Genomic DNA, 24230 nt, shown 5'->3' on the forward strand with positions numbered 1-24230 from the left:
CCGTGATGATTATCGACGACCACGAGGTGGTCCGCCGCGGCATCGCTGAGGTGGTCGATCGCGCCGACGGGCTCGCCGTCGTGGCCGAGGCCGGCTCGGTGGCGGAGGCCGTGCGCCGCGCCACGCTGATGACGCCCCAGGTGGCGCTGGTGGACCTGCGCCTGCCCGACGGCACCGGCATCGATATCATCCGCGAATTTCGTGAGGTCGTCCCGAACACGAAGTCGATCGTCCTGACCTCGTTTGATGATGACGACGCGCTCGCCGAGGCGCTTGACGCCGGCGCGAAGGCCTACCTGCTGAAGTCGGTGCGTGGGGCGGAGATCACGGAGGTTATCAAGGCGGTGGCGGCCGGCCGCGTGCTGCTCGACGAGCGGACGGTGACCCGGCGCCGCGCCGACCATGCCGACCCCACTGCACACCTGACACCCTCCGAGCGCAAGGTGCTCGACCTCATCGGCGACGGCCTGTCAAACCGCGAAATCGGCGACAAGCTGGGGGTGGCCGAGAAAACGGTGAAGAACCACATCACCTCTCTCCTGTCGAAGATGGGCATGCAGCGCCGCACGCAGGTGGCGGCGTGGGTGGCCGGCCAGCGTGCCATGGGCTGGCGCAACCAGAACGGCTAATTAGCGCAACTGGGCCCTCCACACGAGAAGGGTGCCGCTGTGCCCGTCCCCACGCGGTTCGATGGAGAACGAGCCTTGGTGGCGGCGCGCCCGGGCGGCCAGGTTGGACAGGCCGGAGCGGCGGGCCAGGCTTTGTTCGATGCCGGCGCCATCGTCGAGCACGCGTATCACGATCTCGTCTGGCGTGGCATCCACGGTGACCGACACGGAGGAGGCCTTGGCATGCCGGGCGGCGTTGGACAGGCCTTCGCGGACCACAGCCACAACATCGTCGGAGATGTCGGAGCCCACCGCGTCGTCGATGAGGTGGTAGTCGGTTTCGGCGACGTCGGCGCCGTTCCAGGTGAGGAGGAGCGAGGGTGCGAAGCCGAGCGACTGGCGGGCCACGGAGGCTTCGTGCTGGAGGCGGGAGACGATCGCGGCGGACGATCCCTCGTCGCGTAGCGAGTGGACGATCTGGCGGATTTGCTTGACTGAGTCGTCGATGGCGGAGATCGCGGCATCGAGCGCTCCGGTCACGCGTTCGCCCAGCCCGCGCGAGCTCATCTCCTCGCGGATCGCGGTGATGTGCATGCCGGAGGCGAAGAGTTGCTGGATGGCGAGGTCGTGCAGGTCGCGTGAGATGCGAGCGCGCTCGTCGAGCTCGGCGGCCATCGCCTGGGCCTGGCGGGCTTCGGCTAGCCTGATCGCGATCGTGGCCTGCTTGGCGACCGACTCGGCCATCGTGAGGTCGTGCAGGTTGAACTCGCCGGTGTTGGGGTAGCGCAGTAGCAGGATGACGCCCAGGCCCATGCCCTGGGAGATGAGCGGACTATAGAGCGCGGAGCCGAACTGGCGCAGCTCGGGCACGCGGATCGTGCGCACGCGCTGCATGGAATCCACCACCACGCCCGACTGCTCGCGGATGACCGTGCGCGCCCGGCCCTCCTTGGGGAAGGGCAGTCCGACGAGTTCGTGGACGCGGGCCGGGTCGTCGGCGTCGACGATCTCGGAGATCCAGGAATCTTGGATGGAGGGCAGGATGATCATGGCGACGTCGGCGCGGGCGGCGATGCGCATTTCGTGGGCGATGACCTCGAGTGCCTCGTCCTCGTCCGTGCCTTCGAGCAGGGAGGACACGATGTGCTGGGAGGCGGTGAGCCACCGGGCGCGGTTCTGCGACTCGGCATACAGCAACGAGTTGACCACGGAGATCTCGGTGGCCTTGACCAGTAGGTGGACGAGTTCGCCGTCGTCGTCGGTAAAGGGGCTGGCCTTGTCCGAGAGGTAGAGGCGGCCCCACACCTGCTCGTTGACCGTGATAGCCACGCCCAGGAAGTTCTTCATCGCCGGGTGGTTCGGCGGGAGGGTGCCGGCGGCGTAGGCGGAGATGTCGTTGATGATGAGGTAGGAGTCGAGTGGGATGTCGTTGAACACGCCGTGGTCGATGGGCGGGTGTTCGATCACCACTTCGGGCCCGCGTGGCATACCTTGCTGGATGAACTGGATGGTGTCGCCGTGGGAGTCGAGCACGCTGACGGCCCCGAATTCGGCGCCCGTGAGCTCGCACGCGGTCTGGACGAGGGCGCGCGAGACCTCGGTGCGGTCCAGCGAGCGAGCGATCGTGAGGATGTGGCGCGAAAACTCAGAAATCTGCTCTGAGGCCTGCATTGGCTTCCTTCCCGGCTTGGGGCTTTGGAAATACTCTACCTATTCCTGGGCGAGTGACCACTCGTAGTCGGGCATCTGGGCAGCGAGCTCGGCGTGGGTTCCGCGCGCGACGACGCCGACCTGGCCGCTCTCGCTACCATCGCCCCCGACGCGTCCGAGCATGATGACCTCGTCCGCGGCGTCGAGTGGGGTGAGGCGGTGGGTGACGAGCACGACGCCGCGGCGCGCGTTGCGTACGGCGAGCAGGTCGCGGATGAGCTCGTCGGCGGTGGCGGGGTCGAGGTGTTCGCCGGGTTCGTCGAGGAGCATGAAGGTGGCCGAGCCGGCGAGTGCGCGGGCGAGGAGGAGGCGGCGGCGCTCGCCGCCGGAGATGGACGTGGCGTTGGAGCCGAGCAAGGTGTCGACGCCGTCCGGCAACTGGGCGAGCCACTCGGCCAGGCCTGCCTGGGCCAGCAGATTCTCGGCTTCGTCGGGAGTGACGCTCGCGCGGGCCACGCGCAGGTTTTCGAGCACGGAGGTTTCGAAGATGTGGGCGTCCTCGGCGGTTAGCGACAGCTGGGCGGAGATCTCGGTGCGGTCGATGCGCCAGGCGTCGCGCCCGGAAAGTGTGACCGCGCCGCCCTGCGGGGCGAGCATGCCGGCTAGCGTGTAGAGGAGCGTGGACTTGCCGATCCCGGAGGGGCCGACGATCGCGATGGTCTTGCCCGGGGTGAGCTCGAGATCGATCGGCCCGGCGATGGTGGGCCCGCCTGGCCAGCCGATGCGCAGGCCGCGGGCGATGAGCCCCGAGCCGTCGCCTGGCCGCTCGTCGGGTTCGGGCTTGGCGTGGGATTCGGCGGCGTCCAGCAGGTCGACGATCCGTTTCGCCGCCGACGCCGATCGCACCAGTTGTGTGGCGGCATCCCCAAGCCGGGCGGTCGCCTCGAAGGCGGACAGCGGCACGAGCGTGCAGACCACCAGCTCGATTCCGGTCAGGTCGCCGGCCGCCATCTGGAACGTGCCGACGAGGAGGGCGGCGACGACTGCGAGGCCCATGGCGAGCGTGTCGAGCGCATGGGAGAGGGCTGCTGGGCGGGCAGAGGAGTCGCGGTGGGAGGCGATGCGAGCCTCAGTTTGGGCCAGCTGTTCCTCCATCTGGGCCATGCGCCCGGAAATGCGCAGGTCGGAGGCCGATTCGAGCATGGTGAGAGCCTGGGCGTTGAGCTCGGCGCGGTGGCGGATCTGCGCCTCCTGGTCCGCGCGGGCGCCGCGGGCCGCAATCGAGGGGGCCACAACGCCGGAGAGCAGCAGGCAGGCGAGCAGGACGAGCGCGATGAGCGGGGAGAGGAAGCCGACAATCGCCAATGACAGCACGGAGACGACGATCGCCACCGCCGCCGGCAGCATCGACTTGATGACCACGTTGCCGATCTCGTCCACGTCCGCACCCGTGCGGGCCAGCAGGTCGCCGCGCTTGACGGAGGTGACCACGTCGGTGGTCGAGCCTGCCATCGTCGAATACACGCGCGAGCGCAGGTTCGCCATGCCGTAGAGGGCCACCCAGTGGGAGGCGATGCGCTCGAGGTAGCGGAAGATCGCCTTGCCCACGCCGAACAGGCGTACGGCCGTAGACGCCACCGACAGGTCGAGCACCGGGGGCAGTTCGGCCGCGCGGGCGATGAGCCACGCCGACGTGGCGCCAAGCGACACGCCCGAGCCGATCGCGCCTGACCCCGCGGCAACGGACCATGCGAAGGTCTTCTTGTTGTAGTCGAGCATGCCGATCGCGCGGCGAAGCGCCTTGCGCTCATCCCTATCGATCATCGCTGGCCTCCTTCTGCGGCGTTCGCGGGGTGCTGTCCGACCCCGCGGCGGTGGAGCCCGCGCCGGGCGCGCCGGCATTCGTGCGGTGGCCGGAGGGATCGGCGTCGCGCCAATGGCGCGGGATGGCGTAGTCGGCTCGTTGAGCTCGGACGTACGCGGCGTACTCGGCCGACTCGCGCAGGGCGGCGGACTCGCGGACTTCGGCGCTGATGTCGCGCGTGGAGGCGACGACGTCGATCACGTGGTCGGCCAGCTCGGTGATGGCCTGGCGGTGGGCGATGACAATAACGGTGTGCCCGGCGGCCTTGAGGGAGGTGACGACGTTTGAGACGTATTCCTCGCTCATCGCGTCGAGGTGGGCGGAGGGCTCGTCGAGAATGATGATCTTGCGCGAGGAGGTCAGCGCCCGGGTGAGGGCCAGGCGCTGGCGCTGGCCCACCGACAGGCCGGTGCCGCCGTGTCCCAGGACTGTCTGCCAGCCGCCCGAGAGTGTGGCGACGACGTCGTCGAAACCGGTAAGCGTTGCGGCCTCGGTGGCGATCCCGCCCACGTTCTCAGCCACGGTGCCGGGCACGATGACGGGACGCTGGGGCACCCAGGAGATGTGGGCCCACCAGGCTTCGCGGTCGATGTCGGAAAGCGGCGTGCCACCCACGGTGACACGGCCGGCGTCGGGAGAAAGCAGGCCGAGAAGGACGTTCACGGCCGTCGTCTTACCCGAACCTGAGGGACCGCGCAGCACCGTGATCTCGCCGGGCTGGATCGTGCAGCTGAGCTCTGCCGGCGCCACGGTGGCGCGGCCGGGGGCGAAGACGGAGACGCCCTCGAAGCGGATCTCGGCCCTCTCGAGGTCGGGCACAGGCGCGGTGCCGGCGTGCTCAGAAAGCGGCAGGTCGAGGATCGTGAACGCGCCTTCGGCAGCGGTCACGCCGTTGGCCGAGGCGTGGAACTGGGTGCCCACCTCACGTAGGGGCTTGAGGATCTCCGGGGTGAGCATGATCGCGATGAGGCCAATCTGGAGCGGCACCGAGCCGTCTACCATCCGCAGGCCGATGTTGACGGCCACGAGCGCGGTGGTGAGCGTGGTGAGGAACTCGAGGGCGGCGCCGGAGAGGAAGGCCACGTACAGGGTCTGCATCGTCTTTTCAGCGAAGCGGTTGCCGAGCGACTTCACGCGCTTTTCCGGCCCGTGCTCGCGGCCGAGGCCCTTGATTGTGGCCAAGCCAGCGAGGAGGTCGAGCAGCTGGGAGGACAGGTCCTGCATGGCGGCCAGGCGCTCGTTCGAATAGCGCGAGGTCATCTTGCCGATGAGGATCATGAAGACCGGCACCAGCGGAATGCAAAAGACCACGAAGAGGGCCGAGATCCAGTCGAAGTAGAACAGGAGGACAATGAGCGCCGGCATGGCCGTGACTGACAGAAAGAGCTGGGGGAGGAACTGGACGAAGTAGGCCTCCAGGTCGTCCAGGCCGCGCGTGACCAGCGTGACCGTGTCTGTGGTGTTGCCGCTGAGCCACCTGTCCCCAAGGGAGGCCGCCTTACGTAGCACCTTCCCACGCAGGTCCGCGATCACGTTCACGGCCGAGCGGTGCCCGTACGCGTCACGCACGTACGCCAGCGCGAAGCGCGCCACGACGACGACGCCGAGCCACGCCACCCGCCCCAGCACGCCGGCGGGGGTAGCCGTCCCGTAGAACACGGGGGAGACGGCGTAGGCGATGAGCACGATCTGGGCCGCGATGAGGGCCGCGTCGATCACGCCGAGGGCCACGAGGAAGGCGATGTACCTCTTGGTCTGGCCGGCGTAGGTGAGCAGGCGTGGGTCGAGTGGTTTCACGGAACCTCCATTTCAGATCAAGTCTAGATTCTGTGCCGGGCTAATGCGAAAGCTGGTGCGCGCCTGGCGTTGCGGTGAAGGTGGGCCGGGCGGGTGCAGATACGGCGAGGGGGCGTGCGATCATCGCACGCCCCCTCGCCGGTGGCAGCTTAGGCGTTGGCGAAAGCACGCACCTTCTTCGGGTCAAGACCCGCGGGCTCGTCGGAGATGTGCTCCACTCCGAGGCGGCCTGCGAAGGACTTGTACGACCAGGCGGTGTAGCCCAGCACGATCGGGACGAACACAATCGCCGCGATGAGCATGACCGTCTGAGTGGGCGAGGTGGCCGAGGCCTGGACCAGGGTCAGGTCATAGGCCGGGTCAACCGAGGACTTCAGCGCGTTGGCACCGAAGGTGGAGAACACCCACACCACCGCGAAGGCCAGGCCGGCGAAGGAGAAGAGGAACGCCTGGACGTCCTTGCCCTTCTGGATCACCAGCGTGGAGGCGATGAGCGCAACTGCGGCCAGCACCAGCGGGATGAAGCCCCATGCCTGCCCGCGGTAGGCGAACTGGCCCCAGACCGCCCAGATGGCTGTCAGGCCCGTGGAGGCCAGCGACAGCTTCTTGGCCAGCGCGATCGCGCGCTCGGAGAAGTCACCCTTGGTCTTGATTGCCAGCCACAGCGCGCCGTGCGTGAGGAAGAGCAGAACGAAGACCACGCCACCCACCAGGGTGAAGGGGGTGAACAGGGAGACGAATCCGCCGGTGAGGAAGTGGCGGTCGCCAGCGGCGAGGGCGGCGTCGATCGCGGCCGGATCGGCCGGGACGAACTGGCCACCGAGCTCGGTGTAGTGGCCCACCTGGATCTTCGTGCCCTGCACGAGGTTGGCGAAGGCCACGCCCCAGATCAGGGTGACCACCCAGGCCACGCCCAGGTGGAGGTTATCCCACAGGTTGCGCCAGGAATCGGAGCTGATCTTCCCGCGCCACTCGATGGCCGAGATGCGGATGATGAGGCAGATGAGGATGGCCACGAGGGCCAGGTACATGCCGGAGAACATCGTGGCGTACCACTCGGGGAACGCGGCGAAGGTGGCGCCGCCGGCGGTGAGAAGAAAGACCTCGTTGCCGTCCCAGTGGGGGCCGATGGTGTTGAGGGCGAGGCGGCGCTCCTTTTCGTTGCGGGGCAGGATCTTCAAAAGCATGCCCGTGCCGAAGCCGAAGCCTTCGAGCGTGAGGTAGCCGATCCAGAGAACCGCGAGGAGTGCGAACCAGATAATCTGCAGTGCTGAAAGTTCCACAGTTCCTCCTTAGTAAGCGAAGCTGAGCTTCGTGTCCTCGGTGACGCCCGTGGTGTGGGCCTGCTCGAGGAGAAGCTTGTCCGCCGGGTTGATGCCCTCGCGAACGTAACGGACGATGAGCTTGTACCACACCACGCCGAGCACGGCGTAGAGCAGCGTGAAGATGATCAGCGACGCCAGGACCTCGCCAGACAGGACGTTCTGTGACACGCCGTCCTGCGTGAGCAGGTGCATCATCTCCGACGGGGCGAGGTTGCCTTCGCGCTCGAAGTTGGGGTAGACCACCCACGGCTGACGGCCCATCTCGGTGAGCAGCCAGCCGAACGTGGAGGCGAGATAGGGCAGCGGGATCGTCCACACGAACAGCTTCGCGATCGCTGGGCTGGTGATCATCTTGTCCTTACGCAGGAGGAACAGGCCCAGGAGCGACAAGCCGAAGGAGGCAAATCCGAGGCCCATCATCGCGCGGAAGGAGTAGAAGGAGACGAACTCGTTCGGGATGTAGTTCACGTCCGTGCCGTAGATATCTCCAAAGGCCTCGGTGAAGGTCTGCTGGATCTCATCCGTGCCGATCAGCGTGGATTCGGGGCCGGAGAAGTGGTTGGTAACCATGAAGGACTCAAGGCCGGGAAGGATCGGCAGGGAGATGATCGTGTCCTCGTTCGCCTCGGTGCCGAGCATGGCGAGCGCCAGGTCGTGCTGTTCGCCCGTCTCGTAGATGCCCATGGCGGCGATCATCTTGGTGGGCTGGACCTCGTAGATGTGCTGGCCCATGAAGTGGCCAGAGCCGATCGCGAGGATGCCGGCAAGCGCCAAGGTCTTGAGGCCGAACTGAGCGGCCGGCTTCCAGAACTCGCGGGCCTCGACCTCGTTGTTGGTGCGCAGCGCGCGCACGATCCACCAGATCGACACGCCCGAGATCATCGCGCCGGCCACCATGAGGGAAGCGGAGATCGTGTGCAAGAGCGCGTAGAGCGTGGTGGGGGAGAAGATTACTTCGAGGAAGCCCGACATGCCGTCAAGTTCGGCGCGTCCGGTTTCCGGGTTGAACACGGCGCCCGTGGGGTTCTGCATGAAGGAGTTCGCCGCGAGGATGAAGAACGCGGAGATGTTCGTGCCAAGTGCCACCATCCAGATGGCCACCGTGTGTGCCTTGGGGGAGATGCGGCCGCGGCCGAAGATCCACACGCCGAGGAAGACGGACTCCAGGAAGAAGGCCAGCAGGGCCTCGAACGCGAGCGGCGCGCCGAAGATGTCACCCACGTAGCGCGAGTACTCCGACCAGGTCAGTCCGAACTGGAACTCCTGGACGATGCCCGTGGCTACGCCGAGCGCGAAGTTAATAAGGAGGAGCTTGCCGAAGAATTCGGACATGCGCAGGTACTTCGTGTCACCGCTGCGCAGCCACCTGGTCTGCATGATTGCCACGAGTGGCGAGAGCCCGATCGTGAGAGGTACCAGGATGAAGTGGTACACGGTCGTGATCGCGAACTGCCACCGTGAAAGGTCTAAGACATCCACCGAAGTCGCCTTTCTTTGCCGGGCCGTGCTAGCCCTGTGTGTTCGATGCTGTGGGCGAACATCGCTGCAGGCCCACGCGTGTTCCCTGAGTTTATCGCACACCTCCACACAAATGCGTCGCAAACTCGGAATGGATCCAAAGTGCTTGGCGAAATCGCTTGTGCCGCTTGCGGACGGGCCTTTCGCCTTAGGACGTTCGTCCCGAACCGTCGTCGTTGGACGCTCACCAGATCGCAGCTCAGCACAAGCGCACAAGAAATGTGTAACAATAGGAGCGGATCGGGTGTGTATCCACCCGAAGAGCGAGCTTCGTGCGCCGCAGTTGCGTGCAGCCGGGCGAGCTCGTCAGATAAGCTTCCGCGGCCCTCGCCGCGACCAGACTCCATAAGGCGTGGATGCACACGGCCTTGCTAGGAGATACCTATGGCAGACGATGCCAACGAACGCGCAAACGTTGCGCCCATGACCACCCTCCTTTTCCAGGAGCCCGACATGACCCGGGCCGTCCGTTCTCGCCGCCGCCGCGACGACGACGCCGAAGCACCGGCCGCGCATTCGGGCGCGGAGGCGAACTCGGACAGCTCAGAGGAGTCCACGAAGAGCCGCAGCCGGCGTGGCCGCCGCGGCGGGCGCAAGTCGGCGGACGAGGCGCAGGCTGGCAACGAGTCGGCTGAGAAGTCGGCCGAGAAGTCGCAGGAGACGGGCGAGGAGGCGCCGCCGAAGCGCTCGCGCCGCCAGAAGTCCGACGGCAACGCCAAGGCCAACCAGCGAAGCGCCAAGGATAAGGACAAGGACGAGGCCGAGCAGCCCAAGGAGGCCGCCGCCGAATCTGACGCTGAGGATGCCGAGGAGGAGTCGGAGTCGTCGACAACCGTGCGCCGGCGCCGTCGTCGGCGCAGCACCGAGGAGGCCGACGACGGGGTGACCGCCCCGAAGGGTTCTACCCGCCTGGAGGCGAAGAAGCGCCGCCGGAAGGAGGGGCGCCGGGCAGGGCGTCGTCGGACGTCGATCTCGGAGTCGGAGTACCTGGCGCGCCGCGAGGCGGTAGACCGGACGATGCTCGTGCGCGAGCAGGACGGCCTCAACCAGATCGCGGTGCTGGAGGACGGGGTGCTGGTCGAGCACTACGTGGCACGCCACACGCAGACCTCGATGGTCGGCAACGTCTACCTTGGCCGCGTGCAGAACGTACTGCCCTCGATGGAGGCCGCGTTCGTTGACATCGGCAAGGGCCGCAACGCCGTGCTTTATGCGGGCGAGGTCAACTGGGACGCCGTGGGTATGAACGGCAAGCCGCGCAAGATCGAGGACGCGCTTAAGAGCGGCGACACGGTGCTCGTGCAGGTCACGAAGGACCCGATCGGCCACAAGGGCGCGCGCCTGACCGGCCAGATCACGCTGGCCGGACGCCACCTCGTGCTCGTGCCGGACGGGTCGATGACCGGCATCTCACGCAAGCTGCCGGAGAAGGAGCGCACGCGCCTGAAGGACATCCTCAAGCGCGTGGTGCCCGCCGAGCACGGCGTCATCGTCCGCACGGCCGCCGAGGGCGCTACCGAGGAGCAGATCCAGAGCGACGTCGACCGGCTGGTCAAGGCCTGGGCGGACATTCAGGCCAAGTCCAAGTCCACGAAGAACGCCCCCTCCATGCTCAAGAGCGAGCCGGAGCTGGCCGTGCGCGTGGTGCGTGACATCTTTAATGAGGACTTCAAGGAGCTCAAGGTTTCGGGTGATGAGGCGTGGCAGACGATCCACGACTACGTGGCCGAGCTGTCGCCGGAGCTGGTGGACCGCCTCGAGCACTGGACGAGTGAGAAGGACATTTTTGCAGCCTCCCGCGTGGACGAGCAGCTGTCCAAGGCATTCGACCGCAAGGTTTTCCTGCCGTCGGGCGGGTCTCTCATCATTGAGCGTACGGAGGCCATGACGGTGATCGACGTCAACACCGGAAAGTTCACCGGCGCGGGCGGCTCGCTCGAAGAGACAGTGACGCGCAACAACCTCGAGGCCGCGGAGGAGATCGTGCGCCAGCTGCGCCTGCGTGACATCGGCGGCATCATCGTCATCGACTTCATCGACATGGTCCTCGAAGAGAATCGCGACCTGGTGCTACGCCGCCTGGTGGAGTGCCTGGGGCGCGACCGCACCCGCCACCAGGTGGCCGAGGTGACCTCGCTCGGGCTCGTGCAGATGACCCGCAAGCGCGTGGGTCAGGGCCTCGTGGAGGCCTTTTCCACCACGTGCGAGTGCTGCGACGGGCGCGGGTACATCACCCATGAGCACCCCGTCGAGCGCGGCGAGACCGAGGCTCAGAACCCCCGGACGAACCCGCGCCGCCAGCAGCAGCCGGCCGCGCCGGTTGCCGCGGAGGAAGACCCGAAGCACGACGAGGTCCGCGCGGCACTTGCCAACATCGCGGCCGCTGCGTCGTCCAAGCACGAGTCGGAGGAGGCCCCAGCCGAACAGGCGGGGGAGTCTGAGGACAAGTCGAAGAGCTCGCGTCGCAGCTCCGGCCGACGCCGGTCGGGCGGCTCGCGTGGGAAGACGGTTGAGAAGACGGCCGGCGAAGTGGCGGCGGCCGAGAAGTCGGGCGGCGAGAAGGCGGAGGCAGCGGCTGAGAAGCCCGCGGCCAAGGCTGCGCGGCCCGCGCGGAATGCGCCCGCAAAGACTGAGACCAAGGCTGATGCGCCGGCAGAAACCGGAGCCGAGGCCGAGCCGAAGAGGCAGAGGCGCCGCAGGGTGTCGTCGTCGGGAACGATCACGCCGGGCTCGAACACGGCGGCGATCATGACGTTCCCCGCCAAGGGCGAGGCGGAGAAGTAGGTTCGGCGGGCGCGACACGCCACGGGAATGTGGTGATCGTCGCGCCCGGCGGACTTGTTCCGGCTTGGGCTTGCCAGTAAACTTGTAACTCGGCGCATTGAGCGCACCAATTTTTCAAGAGCACGGAGACGTGCACCAATCGACAGAGATGAGCTGAACGTGGTTTACGCGATTGTGAAGACAGGCGGCCGCCAGGAGAAGGTGTCCGTCGGGTCCATCGTGGTTACGAACAGGATTGACGGCGAAGCTGGCGACAAGGTCGAGCTTGAGCCGATCATGCTCGTCGACGGTGACAAGATCACCACCGCTGCCGATGGCATTTCCGCCAAGGTGACCGCCGAAATCGTTCGTGACGAGAAGGGCCCGAAGATTTCGATCGTCAAGTACAAGAACAAGACGGGTTACCGTAAGCGTCAGGGTCACCGCCAGCCGCTGACCCGCCTCAAGGTCCTTGAGATCGCTTAGATTCGGCACCAGGTACGAGCTTTTAGAAAGGTCTAGAGATGGCAACTAAGAAGGGCGCGAGTTCTACTAAGAACGGTCGCGATTCCAATGCGCAGCGACTCGGCATCAAGCGCTTCGGCGGTCAGGCCGTGAACGCGGGCGAGATCCTCGTGCGCCAGCGCGGTACCAAGTACCACCCGGGTGCCAACGTCGGCCGCGGTAAGGACGACACCCTGTTCGCGCTCGAGTCGGGCGTTGTCGAGTTCGGTGTCAAGCGCAACCGCAAGACGGTCAGCGTGATGGCGCAGGCGTAAGCGCAAGTTTTTAGAATTGGGGTGGAGGGCCTAGCCTTCCACCCCTTTCTGCAGTTTTTTGGCAGTTGGAGGCGGGATTCATGGCAAGTTTTGTGGACCGAGTGACCCTGCATATTACGGCGGGTAAGGGCGGCAACGGCGCGACGTCGGTGCGCCGGGAGAAGTTCAAGCCGCTGGGCGGGCCCGACGGGGCGAACGGCGGGCACGGCGGCGACGTGATCCTGCGCGTGTCCGCCCAGGAATCCACCCTGCTGTTGCTGCATCATTCCCCGCATCTTAAGGCCGAAAACGGCAAGCCTGGCGAGGGCGACATGCGCCACGGCAAGCGCGGGGAGGACCTTGTGGTGGCGGTTCCGTCCGGCACGGTGGTCAAGGACGAAGATGGCAACATCCTGGCTGACCTCGTGGGGGAGGGCGAGGAGTTCCTGGCCGCGTTGGGTGGCTACGGCGGGCTTGGCAACGCCGCGCTGGCGTCCCCGAAGAGGAAGGCGCCCGGGTTTGCGCTGCTGGGCGAGGATGGGGAGGAGCGCACGCTCATCCTTGAGCTGAAGTCGGTGGCGGATGTGGCGCTGGTGGGTTTTCCGTCGGCTGGAAAATCGTCGCTCATTGCGGCGATGTCGGCCGCGCGACCGAAGATCGCCGACTACCCGTTCACCACGCTGGTGCCGAACCTGGGCGTGGTGCAGGCCGGCGACGTGCGGTTCACGATGGCCGACGTGCCTGGGCTGATTCCCGGCGCTTCCGAGGGCAAGGGGCTTGGGCACGAGTTTCTGCGGCATATCGAGCGGTGTGCGGTCATCGCGCACGTCATTGACTGCGCGGCGTTGGAGAGCGACCGTGATCCGATCCGCGATCTGGACGTGATCGAGGCTGAGCTCGCCGCCTATGCGGACCAGATCCCGCCCATGGAAGACCGTGTGCCGCTTATGGAGCGCCCGCGCGTAGTGGTGCTGAACAAGGTAGATATGCCCGATGCGGCCGACATGGCAGACTTCGTGCGGGCCGACCTGGAGGGGCGCGGGCTGCGCGTCTTCGAGGTGTCGGCGCTGGCGCGGCGTGGGCTACGAGAGCTGGGCTTCGCGCTGGCCTCGATCGTGGAGGAGATCCGCGCGGCCGACATCGTGCCGCAGGCCAGGCCGATCATCCGCCCTGTGGCGCAGGACGAGGGCGGGTTCACCATCACCGCACACACCAAGGGTGGGCGGCCGTTCTACCAGATCCGGGGCCGCAAGCCGGAGCGGTGGGTCAACCAGACCGACTTCTCCAACGACGAGGCCGTGGGATACCTCGCCGACCGCCTCAACCTGCTCGGGGTGGAGAAGGAGCTCATGAAGATGGGCGCCAAGGAAGGCGACACGGTGGTGATTGGGCCGGTGGACGGCGGAGTCATCTTCGACTGGGAGCCCACGATTTCCACGGGTGCCGAGTTGCTCTCGCCGCGCGGTACGGACGCCCGGCTCGAGCAGAACACGCGCGCCACGCGGCGCGAGCGCAAGGCGGCCTTCCACGAGCGGATGGACGCCAAGGAGGCGGCCCGCCAGGAGCTGTGGATGGACCGCGAGAGCGGGATGTGGACGGACCCGGGCCAGGAGTAGGGCCAGCCGGGCTCCGGCGGCTGTCAGTACCCTGGGGTCCGCCGGCACAACTCGTGAACGTGAGGTCGACCGGGTGCCTATAGCAATCGTCAACCGGTATTTTCACGACTTCTGTCGGAGGAGCGGCTTAGCCGGCCGGCTGCATTATTATGCGGCGGCCAATCGCGCAACGCGTAGAAATAGTGAAGCCTCACGCGAGGAGTGCGCGTATTTTTTGACGCGTTTCTTGGGAAAGACGTCCCGGCAGGGCGCCCTCAGTGCTCGCGCGAGACAGGCGCGTGGTGCCCAATGTCACAAACGAGCCGCGTACCAGCGTTTTTCGCTGAAATCTCGCGGTTTTGTTCTGTCCAGATAGTGAGCTGTGGGAGCTCAGCCGGCGGTATTGGCGCTGTTTGCTTGCTGCTCAATTGACCACGCCTAACCTACGGGGTAGTTTCAAAGTAACCACTTGAATACTCATTCAACACAAGCGGATGAATAATCATTCATGGTTGTCAGATTAGCTTCGGCTCTATGTGCGCCCGTACATGAAAGGAATGACGATGATCGCTCGAGACATTACTGCCATCCATTCCCACGTAATTATTGCGCACCACCTTATGTTCAAGTTCGCCTGGCGAATGCACTGATACACAAGAATCCACGAAAAATCTGTAGTTGACCGCAGGAGCGGTCTATTTAAGGAACATAAGAATGACTGTCGAAATCTCTGTCCCTAGCCAAGTCTCAAATCCCGCACCCGTCGACATCGATGCCACTGGCCCCGGCGCCCTCGCCACCACGTGGATTGGCGTGGATCTGTCGCTGCTCGGCGCGAGTGTCCCGGTCGGCTTCGACGACTGCATCGATTACCTGAACTTCCCCCGCCTCGCTGCGTCCGTCCGCGCCGCGCAGACCGGCGGCATCGACTTCGTTACTCTCGATTCGCGTTTCCTGACCAGCACCGACGTCGATTCGCGCGATTGTTCTCACGACGCCGTCCACGCGGCTGCTAAGCTCGCCGACGTGTCGACCGCTGGGATTTTCGCGGGGATCGAGCCGACACCTGCTGATATCGAGGTGGCCACTGCTGCGCTCGCCGCTCAGCGCGAGGGCTGGGCGGGCATCACGATGCCCCTGCACACGGACTCCGATTTCGCGGGGATTGAGAAGGCGGCCCGCAAGACGCGCCGCGCTGGCGTGAAGGTCACGGTCATCATCACGGACCCGGCTGTGTCCGCCGAGCGTGCAGCTATCGTGGCGGGGATCGCCGACGTCGTCCGGTTGCGTGTCCGCGATCCGTACGCTGCGCGTAACGCCCGTTTCGCGATCCAGGCCGCGGGCAAGGAGATCGGCAAGGATATCTTGGTGTTCATGGAGCTTGGCGTGGTGATTTCACGCTCGGTGGCGGCGGCGGAGGAGCGGGCGCTGCTGATTGAGGACATGAACGACTGCGACCTGTTCCCGGGCATCGCGTCGGTGCTCGGTACGGTCTACAACGTGGCCGACGCGATCGAATCCTATGTGGGCCTGGGCGCCGCCGATGGCGTCATCCTGGTTCCTGCCTCCCTGCCCACTGACCTGGCCTCGGTGCTCAAGGGCGTGCTGCCGCTGATTGATGCGCGCGCCAAGCTTGAGCAGCAGTAGTCAGATATTCCCCGCTTCACGTTCGACGCCGTTCTGCCAGGTGCCAGCACATTGCTCACGCGCCTGTCAGACCGGCGTCGTTAATATGAAAGCCACGGAACCTGGTGGGGGAGGCGAAGCTCCTGCTTCGCCTCCCCCACCAGGTTCCGTGGTGCATCATTGGCCCCACATACTTAGTTCTGCGCCTCCTGCTCAGCGATCTTCCGACGCACCTCATCCATGTCGAGGGCCTTGGCCTGCGTGATGAGATCTTCGAGGGCCGCCGGCGGAAGGGCGCCCGCACTTTCGTAGATGCGGATGCCGTCGCGGAAGATCATGAGAGTGGGGATCGACATGATCTGGAAGCTCTGCGCCAGTTCGCCCTCGGCCTCGGTGTCGATCTTGCCGAAGGTGATGTCGGGGTGCTGCTCGGATGCGGCCTCGAATGTGGGGCCGAACTGCTTGCACGGACCACACCACTCAGCCCAGAAGTCGAGGAGGACGGTGCCCTCGCGGACGGTATCGTTAAAGTTCTCTGCGGTCACTTCGACAGTTGCCATCGGTTTCCTTTCGTCGGGTGCGCGATGAGCACACCGGGTTGGCTATCAGCGGCTCCAACGCGTTCGCCGCAAATTTATTCCAAGGATACGGCACCCCGCCCGCGCCCGGGCTCGTTTTCCGCTCTGAGTGAGGGCGCGCCGGCCCCGCAGTCGTGACCGCGCCCGGCCGTCGGTGCCAACGCGACCCGACGCTGTCGTGAACCCGCCCGGACGCTGTCGTGAACCCGCCCGGACGCCGTCGTGAACAAGGCGAAAGTCCGCACCACCTCGACGCCCGCGGGCTGAGCTGGTTCAATTGACCTAACGGAAGGAGACGGTATGGCCGAATCGCAGAGGCTGCGTGTCGTGGAGGAGCTGCCAGATATTCCGACGCCGGCGGGGGAGCCGGGGCGTCGGCGGCGAATCGGGATCATGGGCGGCACGTTTGACCCGATCCACCACGGGCACCTCGTGGCGGCCTCGGAGGTCCAGCACTTCTATGATCTCGACGAGGTCATCTTCGTGCCCACCGGCGAACAGCCCTTCAAGAAGGACCGCAAGGTTACGCTCGCCGAACACCGCTACCTCATGACCGTGATCGCGACGGCGTCCAACCCGCGCTTTTCCGTCTCGCGTGTGGATATCGAGCGCGGCGGTGTCACCTACACGGTGGATACCCTGCGCGACCTGCAGGCTCTCCACCCCGATGCCGACCTCTACTTCATCACCGGCGCCGACGTCCTGCCCCAGATCCTCGACTGGAAAGACAACGCGGACCTGTGGGCCATGGCGCACTTCGTGGGCGTGAACCGGCCGGGGCACGTGCTGGACGTGTCGGGGTTGCCGGAGGACTCGGTGTCGCTCGTGGACATCCCAGCCATGGCCATCTCATCTACTTCTATCCGCAATCGCGCCAGCGAGGGCGTGCCCGTGTGGTATTTGGTGCCCGACGGCGTAGTGCAGTACATAAACAAGTATCATTTATATATAACGAACGAGGCCACAACGACCTCCCTCGACCCGGTGTCGATCCACGCCACCGCCGAGGGCAAGGAGGAAGAATGAGTGAGGAAACTCCACGGCTGAGTCGGCGTCAGATGCGCGAGCAGGGCCTGCTCGACGCGCCCACCGACACCCCGCCGGTTTACGACACCACGGAGCTGCGCCTTCGCCGCCCGTCGCGCAAGGAACTGCGTGAGCTGGCACAGCGCGAGGCTGGCGAGCAAGTGCCGAAGAATGTGGAGACTGGGGAGTCGGCAAATTCCGAGGATGTTGGGGAGCCTACTCAAGCGATGGAGGCCGTCAAGGCGCCGGAGCCGGTCCAGCATGAGCGCAAGTCAGTGTTTGATCGCTTCGAGGCCGCCGAGCCCGAGGAGGAGCCCGCGGCCGAAGTGGCTAAGCCGGCCGCGCCCGTGCAGGCGGCGGCCGAGGCCGAGCAGGCTGAGCCGGAGGTGGACCTGGATGACGACGAGCCCGAAGACTCCCTCCGTGACCGCTTCCTGGCGATGACCAGCCGCGGTGAGGAGGCCGGCGACGCCGCCGAGCCCGCGCACGCCACCGCCCCCGTGCCGGCCCCCGTGGCCGAGAAGACGCCCGCACCGAAGCCCGCGGCTGAGGTCGACGTCGCCGACGATCCCGCCCCCGACACCGAGGTCGAGGCCCCGCGCCGCACCTGGCTCAACTTCATCATCCTCGTCCTCATAGCCGCAATCGTCGGCTACCTCGGCGGGTCGTGGATCAACATGACCTTCCTGTCGGAGCCGATGCCCGGCGTCGTGAACGATTTTTCTGCCCTGCTGTTGTAACTGAAAGGACACCGTGACAGCTACACCGGAAACGATCGAACAGACCATCGCGGCGGCGCGCGCCGCCTCAGCTGGGAAGGCGACGTCGATCACCGCGATCGACGTGTCCCAGCGGCTTGTGATCACGGACGTGTTCCTGGTTGTCTCCGGCTCGTCGGAGCGGCAGGTGCGCGCGCTGGTTGATGAGATCGAAGAGGGGATGTACAAAATCGGCGTGAAGCGGCTGCGCCGCGAGGGGCTGGAGGGGGAGGCTCACTGGGTCCTGCTCGACTTTGGTAATCTCATGGTGCACGTCCAGCAGGACGAGGACCGCGAGTTCTACGCGCTCGAGCGGTTGTGGGGCGACTGCCCGGTCATTGAGCTACCCGAGGACGTGACGGTGGAGGAGGGGACGCGTTCGTCGCTGGCGGACTACTTCGTGCCGGCCGACGACGATCTTGCGGCTCGTGCCGCCCGCTCGGCTGACGATGCGGGCGACGACGAAGACGACAGCGATGCTGAAGACGGGGGCGCGCCGGCGGCCGCTGATGAGGCGTGAAGCTGAGGCTGGTTTTTTGGCGGCACGGCCAGACGGTTCAGAATGCCTCGCTGCGGATCCAGGGGTCGCAGGACTATCCGCTCAATGAGGTCGGGCACGCGCAGGCGGCCGCTGCTGCCGGTGCGCTGGCGCGAATGAAGCCCGCGCGGATTTACTCCTCGGATTTGGGGCGCGCGTTGCAAACGGCGCAGTATCTTGCGGATGTGACTGGGCTGGAGGTGCTGCCCGATGCCGGCCTGCGTGAGCGGGCCTACGGCCCATGGGAGGGGCTCAGCTCCGACGAGATCCGTGCCCGCGACCCTCAACAATGGCACGCCTGGCGCGAGGGGCGGGAACCCGAAGGAGTCGGGGTCGAGACCCGGGAGGCCTGCGGGCAGCGCGTGCACGAGGCCATCGAGCGAGCACTGGCCGACGTGATTCGGGAGCTTGGTGAGGCGCGCGTAGCTGGCGAGGGCAATGGCGCGGGTGGCGGGGTTGTTGGCGTGGCCGGCGGGGACGACGTCGTGACGATCGTGTTCGTGGCCCACGGCGGGTCGATTGCGAACGGCGTGATGAGCATGCTGGGGCAGAACCCGTCCGAGTGGGTGGGCCTGCAGGGGATGGACAACTGCCACTGGGCAGTGCTCGAGCCGAGGCCGGCGGCGAATCCGGTGTGGCGGTTGCGATCCTACAATGTGGGCGTGGAGGGCTGAGGCCCGGCGGTGGCGCCCGTGAGTCCCGCCCCGAGCGGTGGCCCATGTTAACCGCCAGGTAGTGAGCCGTTTCACCCACTGGGGGAGGTCCTGGATTGGCGCGGACGGGGAGAACTGAGTAGTATAAATCAAGTCTTGAGGGGCTATGGCGCAGTTGGTAGCGCGCTTCCATGGCATGGAAGAGGTCAGGGGTTCGAATCCCCTTAGCTCCACAGGTGGCCCGGAAACCGCGAGAAATCGAGGTTTCCGGGTTTTTCGTGCCCGCGCTTGACTAACCAGATGAGTAGCGCTGGGCCGGGCGCCGGGGGAGCATGGCACGGTCGGCTCCGGGCCGGCGAAGACGGCGAACTCGGCAACCGCGAACAACGCCAGGTAGCACCAGCGCCCACGCGGGTGGGCGCCGGCGTCCTTCTTCCCCGAGCCGTATACGTGGCGCACCTACGGCGAGCTCAACGAGCGCTTCGCGACCGCGCATTCGGGCACGACGTACGAGCACGCCTGCGAGCTCCTAGCGGCCTCCCACCTGCGGGTGTTGGACATGATCGCTGGCTTTAGTGACGAGGAGCTGTTCACGAAGAAGTGCTTTGACTAGACGGTGTCGACGAGTTTGGGGTTCTACTTCGTGTCAGCGACCAGCTCCCACTACGAGTGGGCGGCGAAGAAGACGCGGGCGTACATGCGGCTGCTGTAGGGACTGTGAGATTTGCTCCTAGCCATTGGTGTATGGTGTGCGCACACTGGATGTACGGACGACTCAGGGGGGGGGCGATGATGGCAAGGAAGAGTGAGTATCAGATGACGCGGATAACTCTCGTATAGATGCTCGAACGAAGCATGAAGCGGAGAAGCTGTTCCGCTCGTTGGGCCTCGATCTGTCGACCGCGTTAAACATGTTCCTCACGCAGGCGGTGCGTGAGCAGGGCCTGCCGATTCGTCCCACGTTGAATGTCCCGAACCGCGTGACCGCCGAAGCTATTGCTCACACGGAGCGCATCCTCGCAGGGGAGATAGCCGATGACGGGGCGACGTTCGACAACGCTGCGGAGGCGATCGAATACCTTGACAACGTGAAGTGAACGAAGACGAGCTTGTTGCCGGCGCGCGGGTAGGTAGGATTGCAGAGACAAGCGAGAAGAGGTGCAAGGGTGGCTGGCAAGTCAATCAATCTGTTCCTGATGGACGGCGATCCGAACGGCCGGATCAAATGCACGCTGGCCAATTGGACGGGCGTGGCATACAAGATTCCCCGCACGATGCTGGACAAGGCGCGCAACATCGATGCACTGAAGCAAACTGGCGTGTACCTGCTCTTCGGTGCGGACCCGACCACGGACGAGCCCGTGGTCTACATCGGCCAGGCGGCCGCGCGGAAGAACGGATTGGGCATCCTCAACCGGTGGGAGGAGCACAAGCGCGACACTGATAAGGACTGGTGGAACGAGGCGGTCGCGCTCACCACGCGCGACAACTCCTTCGGGCAGACCGAGATCAGCTACCTTGAAAATCGCTTCCGCAACATGGCGCTTGAGGCGGGGCGCTATCAGGTGATGAATGGGAACGACCCGGCGCTGGGCAACATCACCGAGGAGAAGGAGAGTGAGATGGACGAGTTCATCTCCTACGCGCGTTTGATCGTCGGCACGCTTGGTTACAAGGTCTTCGAGCCGTTGCTCGCGAAGAAGCGCGTGGTCGAGGTGGTCGAGGCTCCGGAGGACGGCGGCCCGATCTTCACTTTCCGCTACGGCAAGGTGAAGGCGACTGGAACCCGCACCTCGGAGGGATTCGTTGTCATGGCCGGTAGCCACATTTCGCCGACGATGACCAAGAGCGTCCCCGGCAGCGTGGTCAAGAATCGCGAGAAGTACGCGGCCTCCATCACCGCAGACGGCGTTATCACCAAGGACCTCCTCTTCACCTCGCCGTCAGCGGCGGCGGGCTTTGTGGGCGGCGCGTCGCTGAGCGGCAACGTCACCTGGCAGTTGCCCGATGGGCGCACCCTCAAGCAGCTCGAAGCGGAGGAGTGAGCGAACCCGGTTATAGGGCGATGGTCGCCAGGTCCGAGAACGCCTTGAGATCGTCCCACGAGTCGGCGCGCTTAATGTCGTTTTCGTAGGCGGTGAGATAGCCCCGGGTCTGGCCCTCGTAGGTGTCCTCCACCACGAGCCGCCGCACGAGCGCCCCGCACGAACTCCTCGCGGCTCTCGATCTGGTCGTGGATCTTCCTCGCCGGTCTCCAGCGTGTAGCCCTGCCGGGCATCGGCGTGGGGCGGATCGCGGGGACTTTGCGGGTGTCGTGTAGCCTCTCCGTGGTAAACGTTTGGATGAGGGCTTGCAGTTTGTTGTGCGCCGAGTCGAGAGCTCTTGAAGCGTAGTGAGTTTTGTTCCTACCTGTTTTGAGAGTATTAGGAACATGGCGAAAAGGTATTCACCAGAGTTTAAGGATCGCGCGGTGTGGATGGTTGCGGATTGTCTAGGCGATGATCTGATCTGACGTGATGGTCCTTATTGGTGCGCGTTGGATTTTTCTGACGGGCACTAATCGCACAGAGTTTATGTGACCGGATATCTATAACGAAACACCTCCCAGGCATTAGCTGGGAGGTGTTTGTGTTTTGCATGAGCTAGCTGCATAAATAGTGAGGAAGCTAGTTCATGTTAGCCGGGTGGGCCCGCAGATTTGCGGACCCACCCGCGCTTGCTTACACGCGGCGGCGTTTGGATACAGCCCAGATTCCCGCAGCGAGCAGGGCCACGCCCACTCCTGCCAGGCCTCCAACTGCTATACCTGTGCGAACCAATGGGGGCCGTGAAGGCGGCGGGGTGTCCTTAGTATTGGTCACCACATAACCATCGGTTGCGCTGCCATTAATAGAAGCCGTGTAGTCAGGCACTTCTACCTCAGCCACCGTGTATGCGATCTCGGTCTTTTCACCGTTAACCGTCACAAACTTCGGCAGGTCCTCAAACGTGGCCTTCCAACCGTCCTTAGCGGTCAGCTCCAAAGACTTACCCGTGTCCTTACCATCAGCCAACAACTTGATAGTCACAGAACCCGGACGGTCCGATTCCACATCACCAGACCACTGCTTTTCAACCTTGATCGACGTGGGAGGTTCGTTAACGATTTCAACCTCGATCGTCTTTGTGTCTTTGTTTTGCGACAATACAGCGTCGTGAGCCATGTAGCCTTTGACTTCATGCTCAACGAAGGTCAGCGGGATAGTCTCGCCCGTCTTGGCATCAATGAGCGTGCTCGGATCGGGATAGTTGGCTAGCTCGGCCTTCCAATCGTTCTTCTTTGTGAGCTCGACGGTCTGCAACGTCTTGTCACCAAGTTTCACGTCCACCGAAATGCTCTCGGGGCGATCTTCTGGATCATCATTAGCCCACTTCTTTTCCAACTTCAGTTTCCACGCATCAGGCTCGCCAAAAGTTAGCTTGCCGTTGTTGGCAATGCCAGCCCCGGAAATACCAGTGCCGGTGGCGACGTTATCGGTGATCTTCACAGTCGCAAGAATCTCCGCGATAGCCTTAGCGTCGGGCGTTGGGACCGACTTGAAAGCAATGTTGTTAGTAACCTTTTCGTTTGGTTTGATGGCGGTGTTGTCTCCATCAGCTGAGTAGCGCGGAACCTTTCCCTTAGCGGACCAGTTACCGTGAATACCATAAATCGAACCGTCCTGATACCAAGCGCGAGGGCTACCACCGAGCATACGCTCAGTAACCTCGACCGCATGACCTGCTACCGGCTCATCGAACTCGTGTTTGATGATGCTAGCGAAATCATGGCCGGCACCCTTATTTTGCCCCTTAAAGACATCGGGTGCCACATTGTCAAAAATCGCCACGCCGCGCGTCACGTGCATAACGGTAGAACCCGTGGGGCAGTTCCAGACACCGCCGCCTTGAGCACTCACAGGATGGTTGCCGGCTTGGATGAGAAAACCGGGCTTGATGACGTTGTCACGAATGAGACCGTTGTAAATCGTAACCTCGGCTTTGGTGTCGCTGTACATTGCGCCACCGCCCCAGAAGCCATTAGAGGTGTTACCGCTCAAAACTGCAGCGTGGATCACAGCCTTCGTAGTTCCATTGAAGGCAACGCCTCCACCAGACCTCGCAGCGTTGTTAGAAGATATATCGGCGCCGGCAATATCGACCTTCGTATCGCCCTCTGTGTAGATCGCACCGCCGGAACCAGTGGACACGTTCTTTGTAAACGTTGCGCCGCTGATGTTCAGCATGCCTCCACTTTGAAAGAGGCCGCCGCCGACGCCTTTGTAATCCCCGTTGTTGTTCCCTTGAACGACAAGGCCGCCTGACAGAGCAACGTCGCTATTGATAAAGGCAAGACCAGCACCGATCTCCGTGATGTTCTCCTGTACGGTGCCTCCAGTTATATTCACCGAGGTTCTCTCACCGTAAACTGCGCCGCCGCGGCCATTGTAATTGGGGTGGCTAACCACGTTTCCAATTAACGTTCCGCCCGTCATCTCGAAAGTAGGCGTTCCGCCATCTCGCGCCCATAGGCCAATCGCGCCGCCGTAACGCAGTCCATGATTGCCGCTAAGCTTTCCGCCCTCTACTCGCACGGTGCCGTTGTAGGCAGTGATTGGAGAATATTTTTCTTTTTCTACCCCTGCCGGGCGAAGTTCACCAGACTCATCTGAAACGTTGTTACCAGAAAACTCAGCGTCTCCACCTATTGTTAACGTTCCTCCGTTAACAAAAATGACCGGGCCGGTTACCGCAGTGTCGCGGATCGCGCCGCCCACAAGGTTCATATCGCCCGCAACGCTAAACTGCGCGTTTGTGAAAGTCGGGCCGGATAGGGTGAGCGTTCCTCCCTCTTCTACCGTGAAGAGTGGGGACCCATTTCCGCTGATCTTTCCGCTACCCGTTAGGGTGACTCGTTTCCCCGCGGGCACAACCAGCGGCTGCGCCCCGTTTTCCACGGTTATTTCTGATTCGATTGACAGTTCTGTTGACTCGCCGTCACCAAGACCATTAACCGCAGTAATAACGTCGTCCCAGGAATTAATATCAGCTGCCTGAGCTACTCCGCCAGTCAACCCGACTGTTGCCAACACTGTGGCCAGCAAAATTCCTAACGACCGCATCCAACGGCCCATCATTATTTGCTCCTCTCACA

21 protein-coding genes, 1 tRNA gene and 1 pseudogene are annotated in these 24230 nt (G+C 64.3%); 15 read left to right on the forward strand and 8 right to left on the reverse strand.

Features of this window, described 5'->3' with window-relative positions; all coding sequences use genetic code 11:
• Positions 1-5: 5 nt before the first annotated feature.
• Positions 6-629, forward strand: a complete 624-nt coding sequence (locus tag AQZ59_RS05840; RefSeq protein ID WP_062613741.1) for a response regulator — start codon at positions 6-8, stop codon at positions 627-629.
• Here the strand turns inward: AQZ59_RS05840 and AQZ59_RS05845 are convergent, their stop codons facing one another.
• The 5 genes from AQZ59_RS05845 to AQZ59_RS05865 form a co-directional block, all read right to left on the reverse strand.
• Positions 630-2279 carry a GAF domain-containing sensor histidine kinase gene (locus AQZ59_RS05845; protein WP_062613742.1) on the reverse strand — a complete coding sequence of 550 codons (1650 nt, stop codon included), beginning with the start codon at positions 2277-2279 and terminating at the stop codon, positions 630-632.
• 39 nt (positions 2280-2318) lie between these two features.
• Positions 2319-4082, reverse strand: coding sequence for a thiol reductant ABC exporter subunit CydC (gene cydC, locus AQZ59_RS05850; RefSeq protein ID WP_062613743.1), 1764 nt, complete (start codon positions 4080-4082; stop codon positions 2319-2321).
• Positions 4072-5919 (reverse strand): thiol reductant ABC exporter subunit CydD, encoded by a 1848-nt coding sequence (cydD, locus tag AQZ59_RS05855; RefSeq protein WP_070808054.1) that lies wholly within the window; start codon positions 5917-5919, stop codon positions 4072-4074. Before cydD ends, cydC begins: the two co-directional genes overlap by 11 nt.
• Before the next feature lie 149 nt (positions 5920-6068).
• On the reverse strand, positions 6069-7202 hold the full coding sequence (gene cydB, locus AQZ59_RS05860) for a cytochrome d ubiquinol oxidase subunit II (RefSeq protein WP_062613744.1): 1134 nt from the start codon (positions 7200-7202) through the stop codon (positions 6069-6071).
• Between the two features lie 9 nt (positions 7203-7211).
• On the reverse strand, positions 7212-8723 hold the full coding sequence (locus AQZ59_RS05865) for a cytochrome ubiquinol oxidase subunit I (protein ID WP_062613745.1): 1512 nt from the start codon (positions 8721-8723) through the stop codon (positions 7212-7214).
• A 423-nt stretch (positions 8724-9146) separates the two neighbouring features.
• On the opposite strand from AQZ59_RS05865, the gene AQZ59_RS05870 reads away from it, so the two are divergent.
• From AQZ59_RS05870 to AQZ59_RS05890, 5 genes are all read left to right on the forward strand, one after another.
• Positions 9147-11546 (forward strand): Rne/Rng family ribonuclease, encoded by a 2400-nt coding sequence (locus tag AQZ59_RS05870; protein WP_062613746.1) that lies wholly within the window; start codon positions 9147-9149, stop codon positions 11544-11546.
• A gap of 159 nt (positions 11547-11705) precedes the next feature.
• Positions 11706-12011 carry a 50S ribosomal protein L21 gene (gene rplU / locus AQZ59_RS05875; RefSeq protein WP_062613747.1) on the forward strand — a complete coding sequence of 102 codons (306 nt, stop codon included), beginning with the start codon at positions 11706-11708 and terminating at the stop codon, positions 12009-12011.
• A gap of 38 nt (positions 12012-12049) precedes the next feature.
• Positions 12050-12304 carry a 50S ribosomal protein L27 gene (rpmA, locus tag AQZ59_RS05880; protein WP_062613748.1) on the forward strand — a complete coding sequence of 85 codons (255 nt, stop codon included), beginning with the start codon at positions 12050-12052 and terminating at the stop codon, positions 12302-12304.
• Positions 12305-12384: 80 nt separating this feature from the next.
• Positions 12385-13899 carry a GTPase ObgE gene (gene obgE, locus AQZ59_RS05885; protein WP_062613749.1) on the forward strand — a complete coding sequence of 505 codons (1515 nt, stop codon included), beginning with the start codon at positions 12385-12387 and terminating at the stop codon, positions 13897-13899.
• Between the two features lie 693 nt (positions 13900-14592).
• Positions 14593-15525: a hypothetical protein gene (locus tag AQZ59_RS05890; RefSeq protein WP_062613750.1), complete on the forward strand. Its 933-nt coding sequence runs from the start codon at positions 14593-14595 to the stop codon at positions 15523-15525.
• Positions 15526-15698: 173 nt separating this feature from the next.
• On the opposite strand, the gene trxA is transcribed toward AQZ59_RS05890, so the two are convergent.
• Positions 15699-16064, reverse strand: coding sequence for a thioredoxin (gene trxA / locus AQZ59_RS05895; RefSeq protein WP_062613751.1), 366 nt, complete (start codon positions 16062-16064; stop codon positions 15699-15701).
• A gap of 318 nt (positions 16065-16382) precedes the next feature.
• On the opposite strand from trxA, the gene nadD reads away from it, so the two are divergent.
• The 9 genes and pseudogenes from nadD to AQZ59_RS05930 all read left to right on the forward strand — a co-directional run bounded on the left by nadD (position 16383) and on the right by AQZ59_RS05930 (position 21102).
• Positions 16383-17108: a nicotinate-nucleotide adenylyltransferase gene (gene nadD, locus AQZ59_RS05900; protein WP_082661190.1), complete on the forward strand. Its 726-nt coding sequence runs from the start codon at positions 16383-16385 to the stop codon at positions 17106-17108.
• A complete protein-coding gene (locus AQZ59_RS05905; RefSeq protein ID WP_152994727.1) occupies positions 17105-17848 on the forward strand; it encodes a hypothetical protein in 744 nt (247 codons plus the stop codon). Before nadD ends, AQZ59_RS05905 begins: the two co-directional genes overlap by 4 nt.
• A gap of 13 nt (positions 17849-17861) precedes the next feature.
• Positions 17862-18386, forward strand: a complete 525-nt coding sequence (gene rsfS / locus AQZ59_RS05910) for a ribosome silencing factor (RefSeq protein ID WP_070808055.1) — start codon at positions 17862-17864, stop codon at positions 18384-18386.
• Entirely contained in the window at positions 18383-19078 is a 696-nt protein-coding gene (locus tag AQZ59_RS05915) for a histidine phosphatase family protein (RefSeq protein WP_062613753.1), read from the forward strand. The genes rsfS and AQZ59_RS05915 overlap by 4 nt, the downstream gene beginning before the upstream one ends.
• 139 nt (positions 19079-19217) lie before the next feature.
• Positions 19218-19290: transfer RNA gene (locus tag AQZ59_RS05920), tRNA-Ala, on the forward strand.
• Positions 19291-19496: 206 nt separating this feature from the next.
• Positions 19497-19670, forward strand: a pseudogene (locus AQZ59_RS09915) (ClbS/DfsB family four-helix bundle protein); the annotation flags it as partial.
• 3 nt (positions 19671-19673) lie between these two features.
• Positions 19674-19769, forward strand: a complete 96-nt coding sequence (locus AQZ59_RS09920; protein ID WP_152994728.1) for a ClbS/DfsB family four-helix bundle protein — start codon at positions 19674-19676, stop codon at positions 19767-19769.
• Between the two features lie 124 nt (positions 19770-19893).
• Positions 19894-20154: a type II toxin-antitoxin system RelB/DinJ family antitoxin gene (locus tag AQZ59_RS05925; protein ID WP_062613754.1), complete on the forward strand. Its 261-nt coding sequence runs from the start codon at positions 19894-19896 to the stop codon at positions 20152-20154.
• A 69-nt stretch (positions 20155-20223) separates the two neighbouring features.
• Positions 20224-21102 carry a GIY-YIG nuclease family protein gene (locus AQZ59_RS05930; RefSeq protein ID WP_062613755.1) on the forward strand — a complete coding sequence of 293 codons (879 nt, stop codon included), beginning with the start codon at positions 20224-20226 and terminating at the stop codon, positions 21100-21102.
• A 10-nt stretch (positions 21103-21112) separates the two neighbouring features.
• Here AQZ59_RS05930 and AQZ59_RS09585 read toward each other — a convergent pair whose 3' ends face one another.
• Positions 21113-21250 carry a hypothetical protein gene (locus tag AQZ59_RS09585; RefSeq protein WP_160326876.1) on the reverse strand — a complete coding sequence of 46 codons (138 nt, stop codon included), beginning with the start codon at positions 21248-21250 and terminating at the stop codon, positions 21113-21115.
• A 527-nt stretch (positions 21251-21777) separates the two neighbouring features.
• Complete coding sequence (locus tag AQZ59_RS05935; RefSeq protein ID WP_062613756.1) at positions 21778-24213, reverse strand: Cna B-type domain-containing protein; 2436 nt, start codon at positions 24211-24213, stop codon at positions 21778-21780.
• Positions 24214-24230: the final 17 nt, after the last annotated feature.

Source organism: Trueperella bernardiae (genome assembly GCF_001469025.1).
Lineage (GTDB): Bacteria > Actinomycetota > Actinomycetes > Actinomycetales > Actinomycetaceae > Trueperella > Trueperella bernardiae.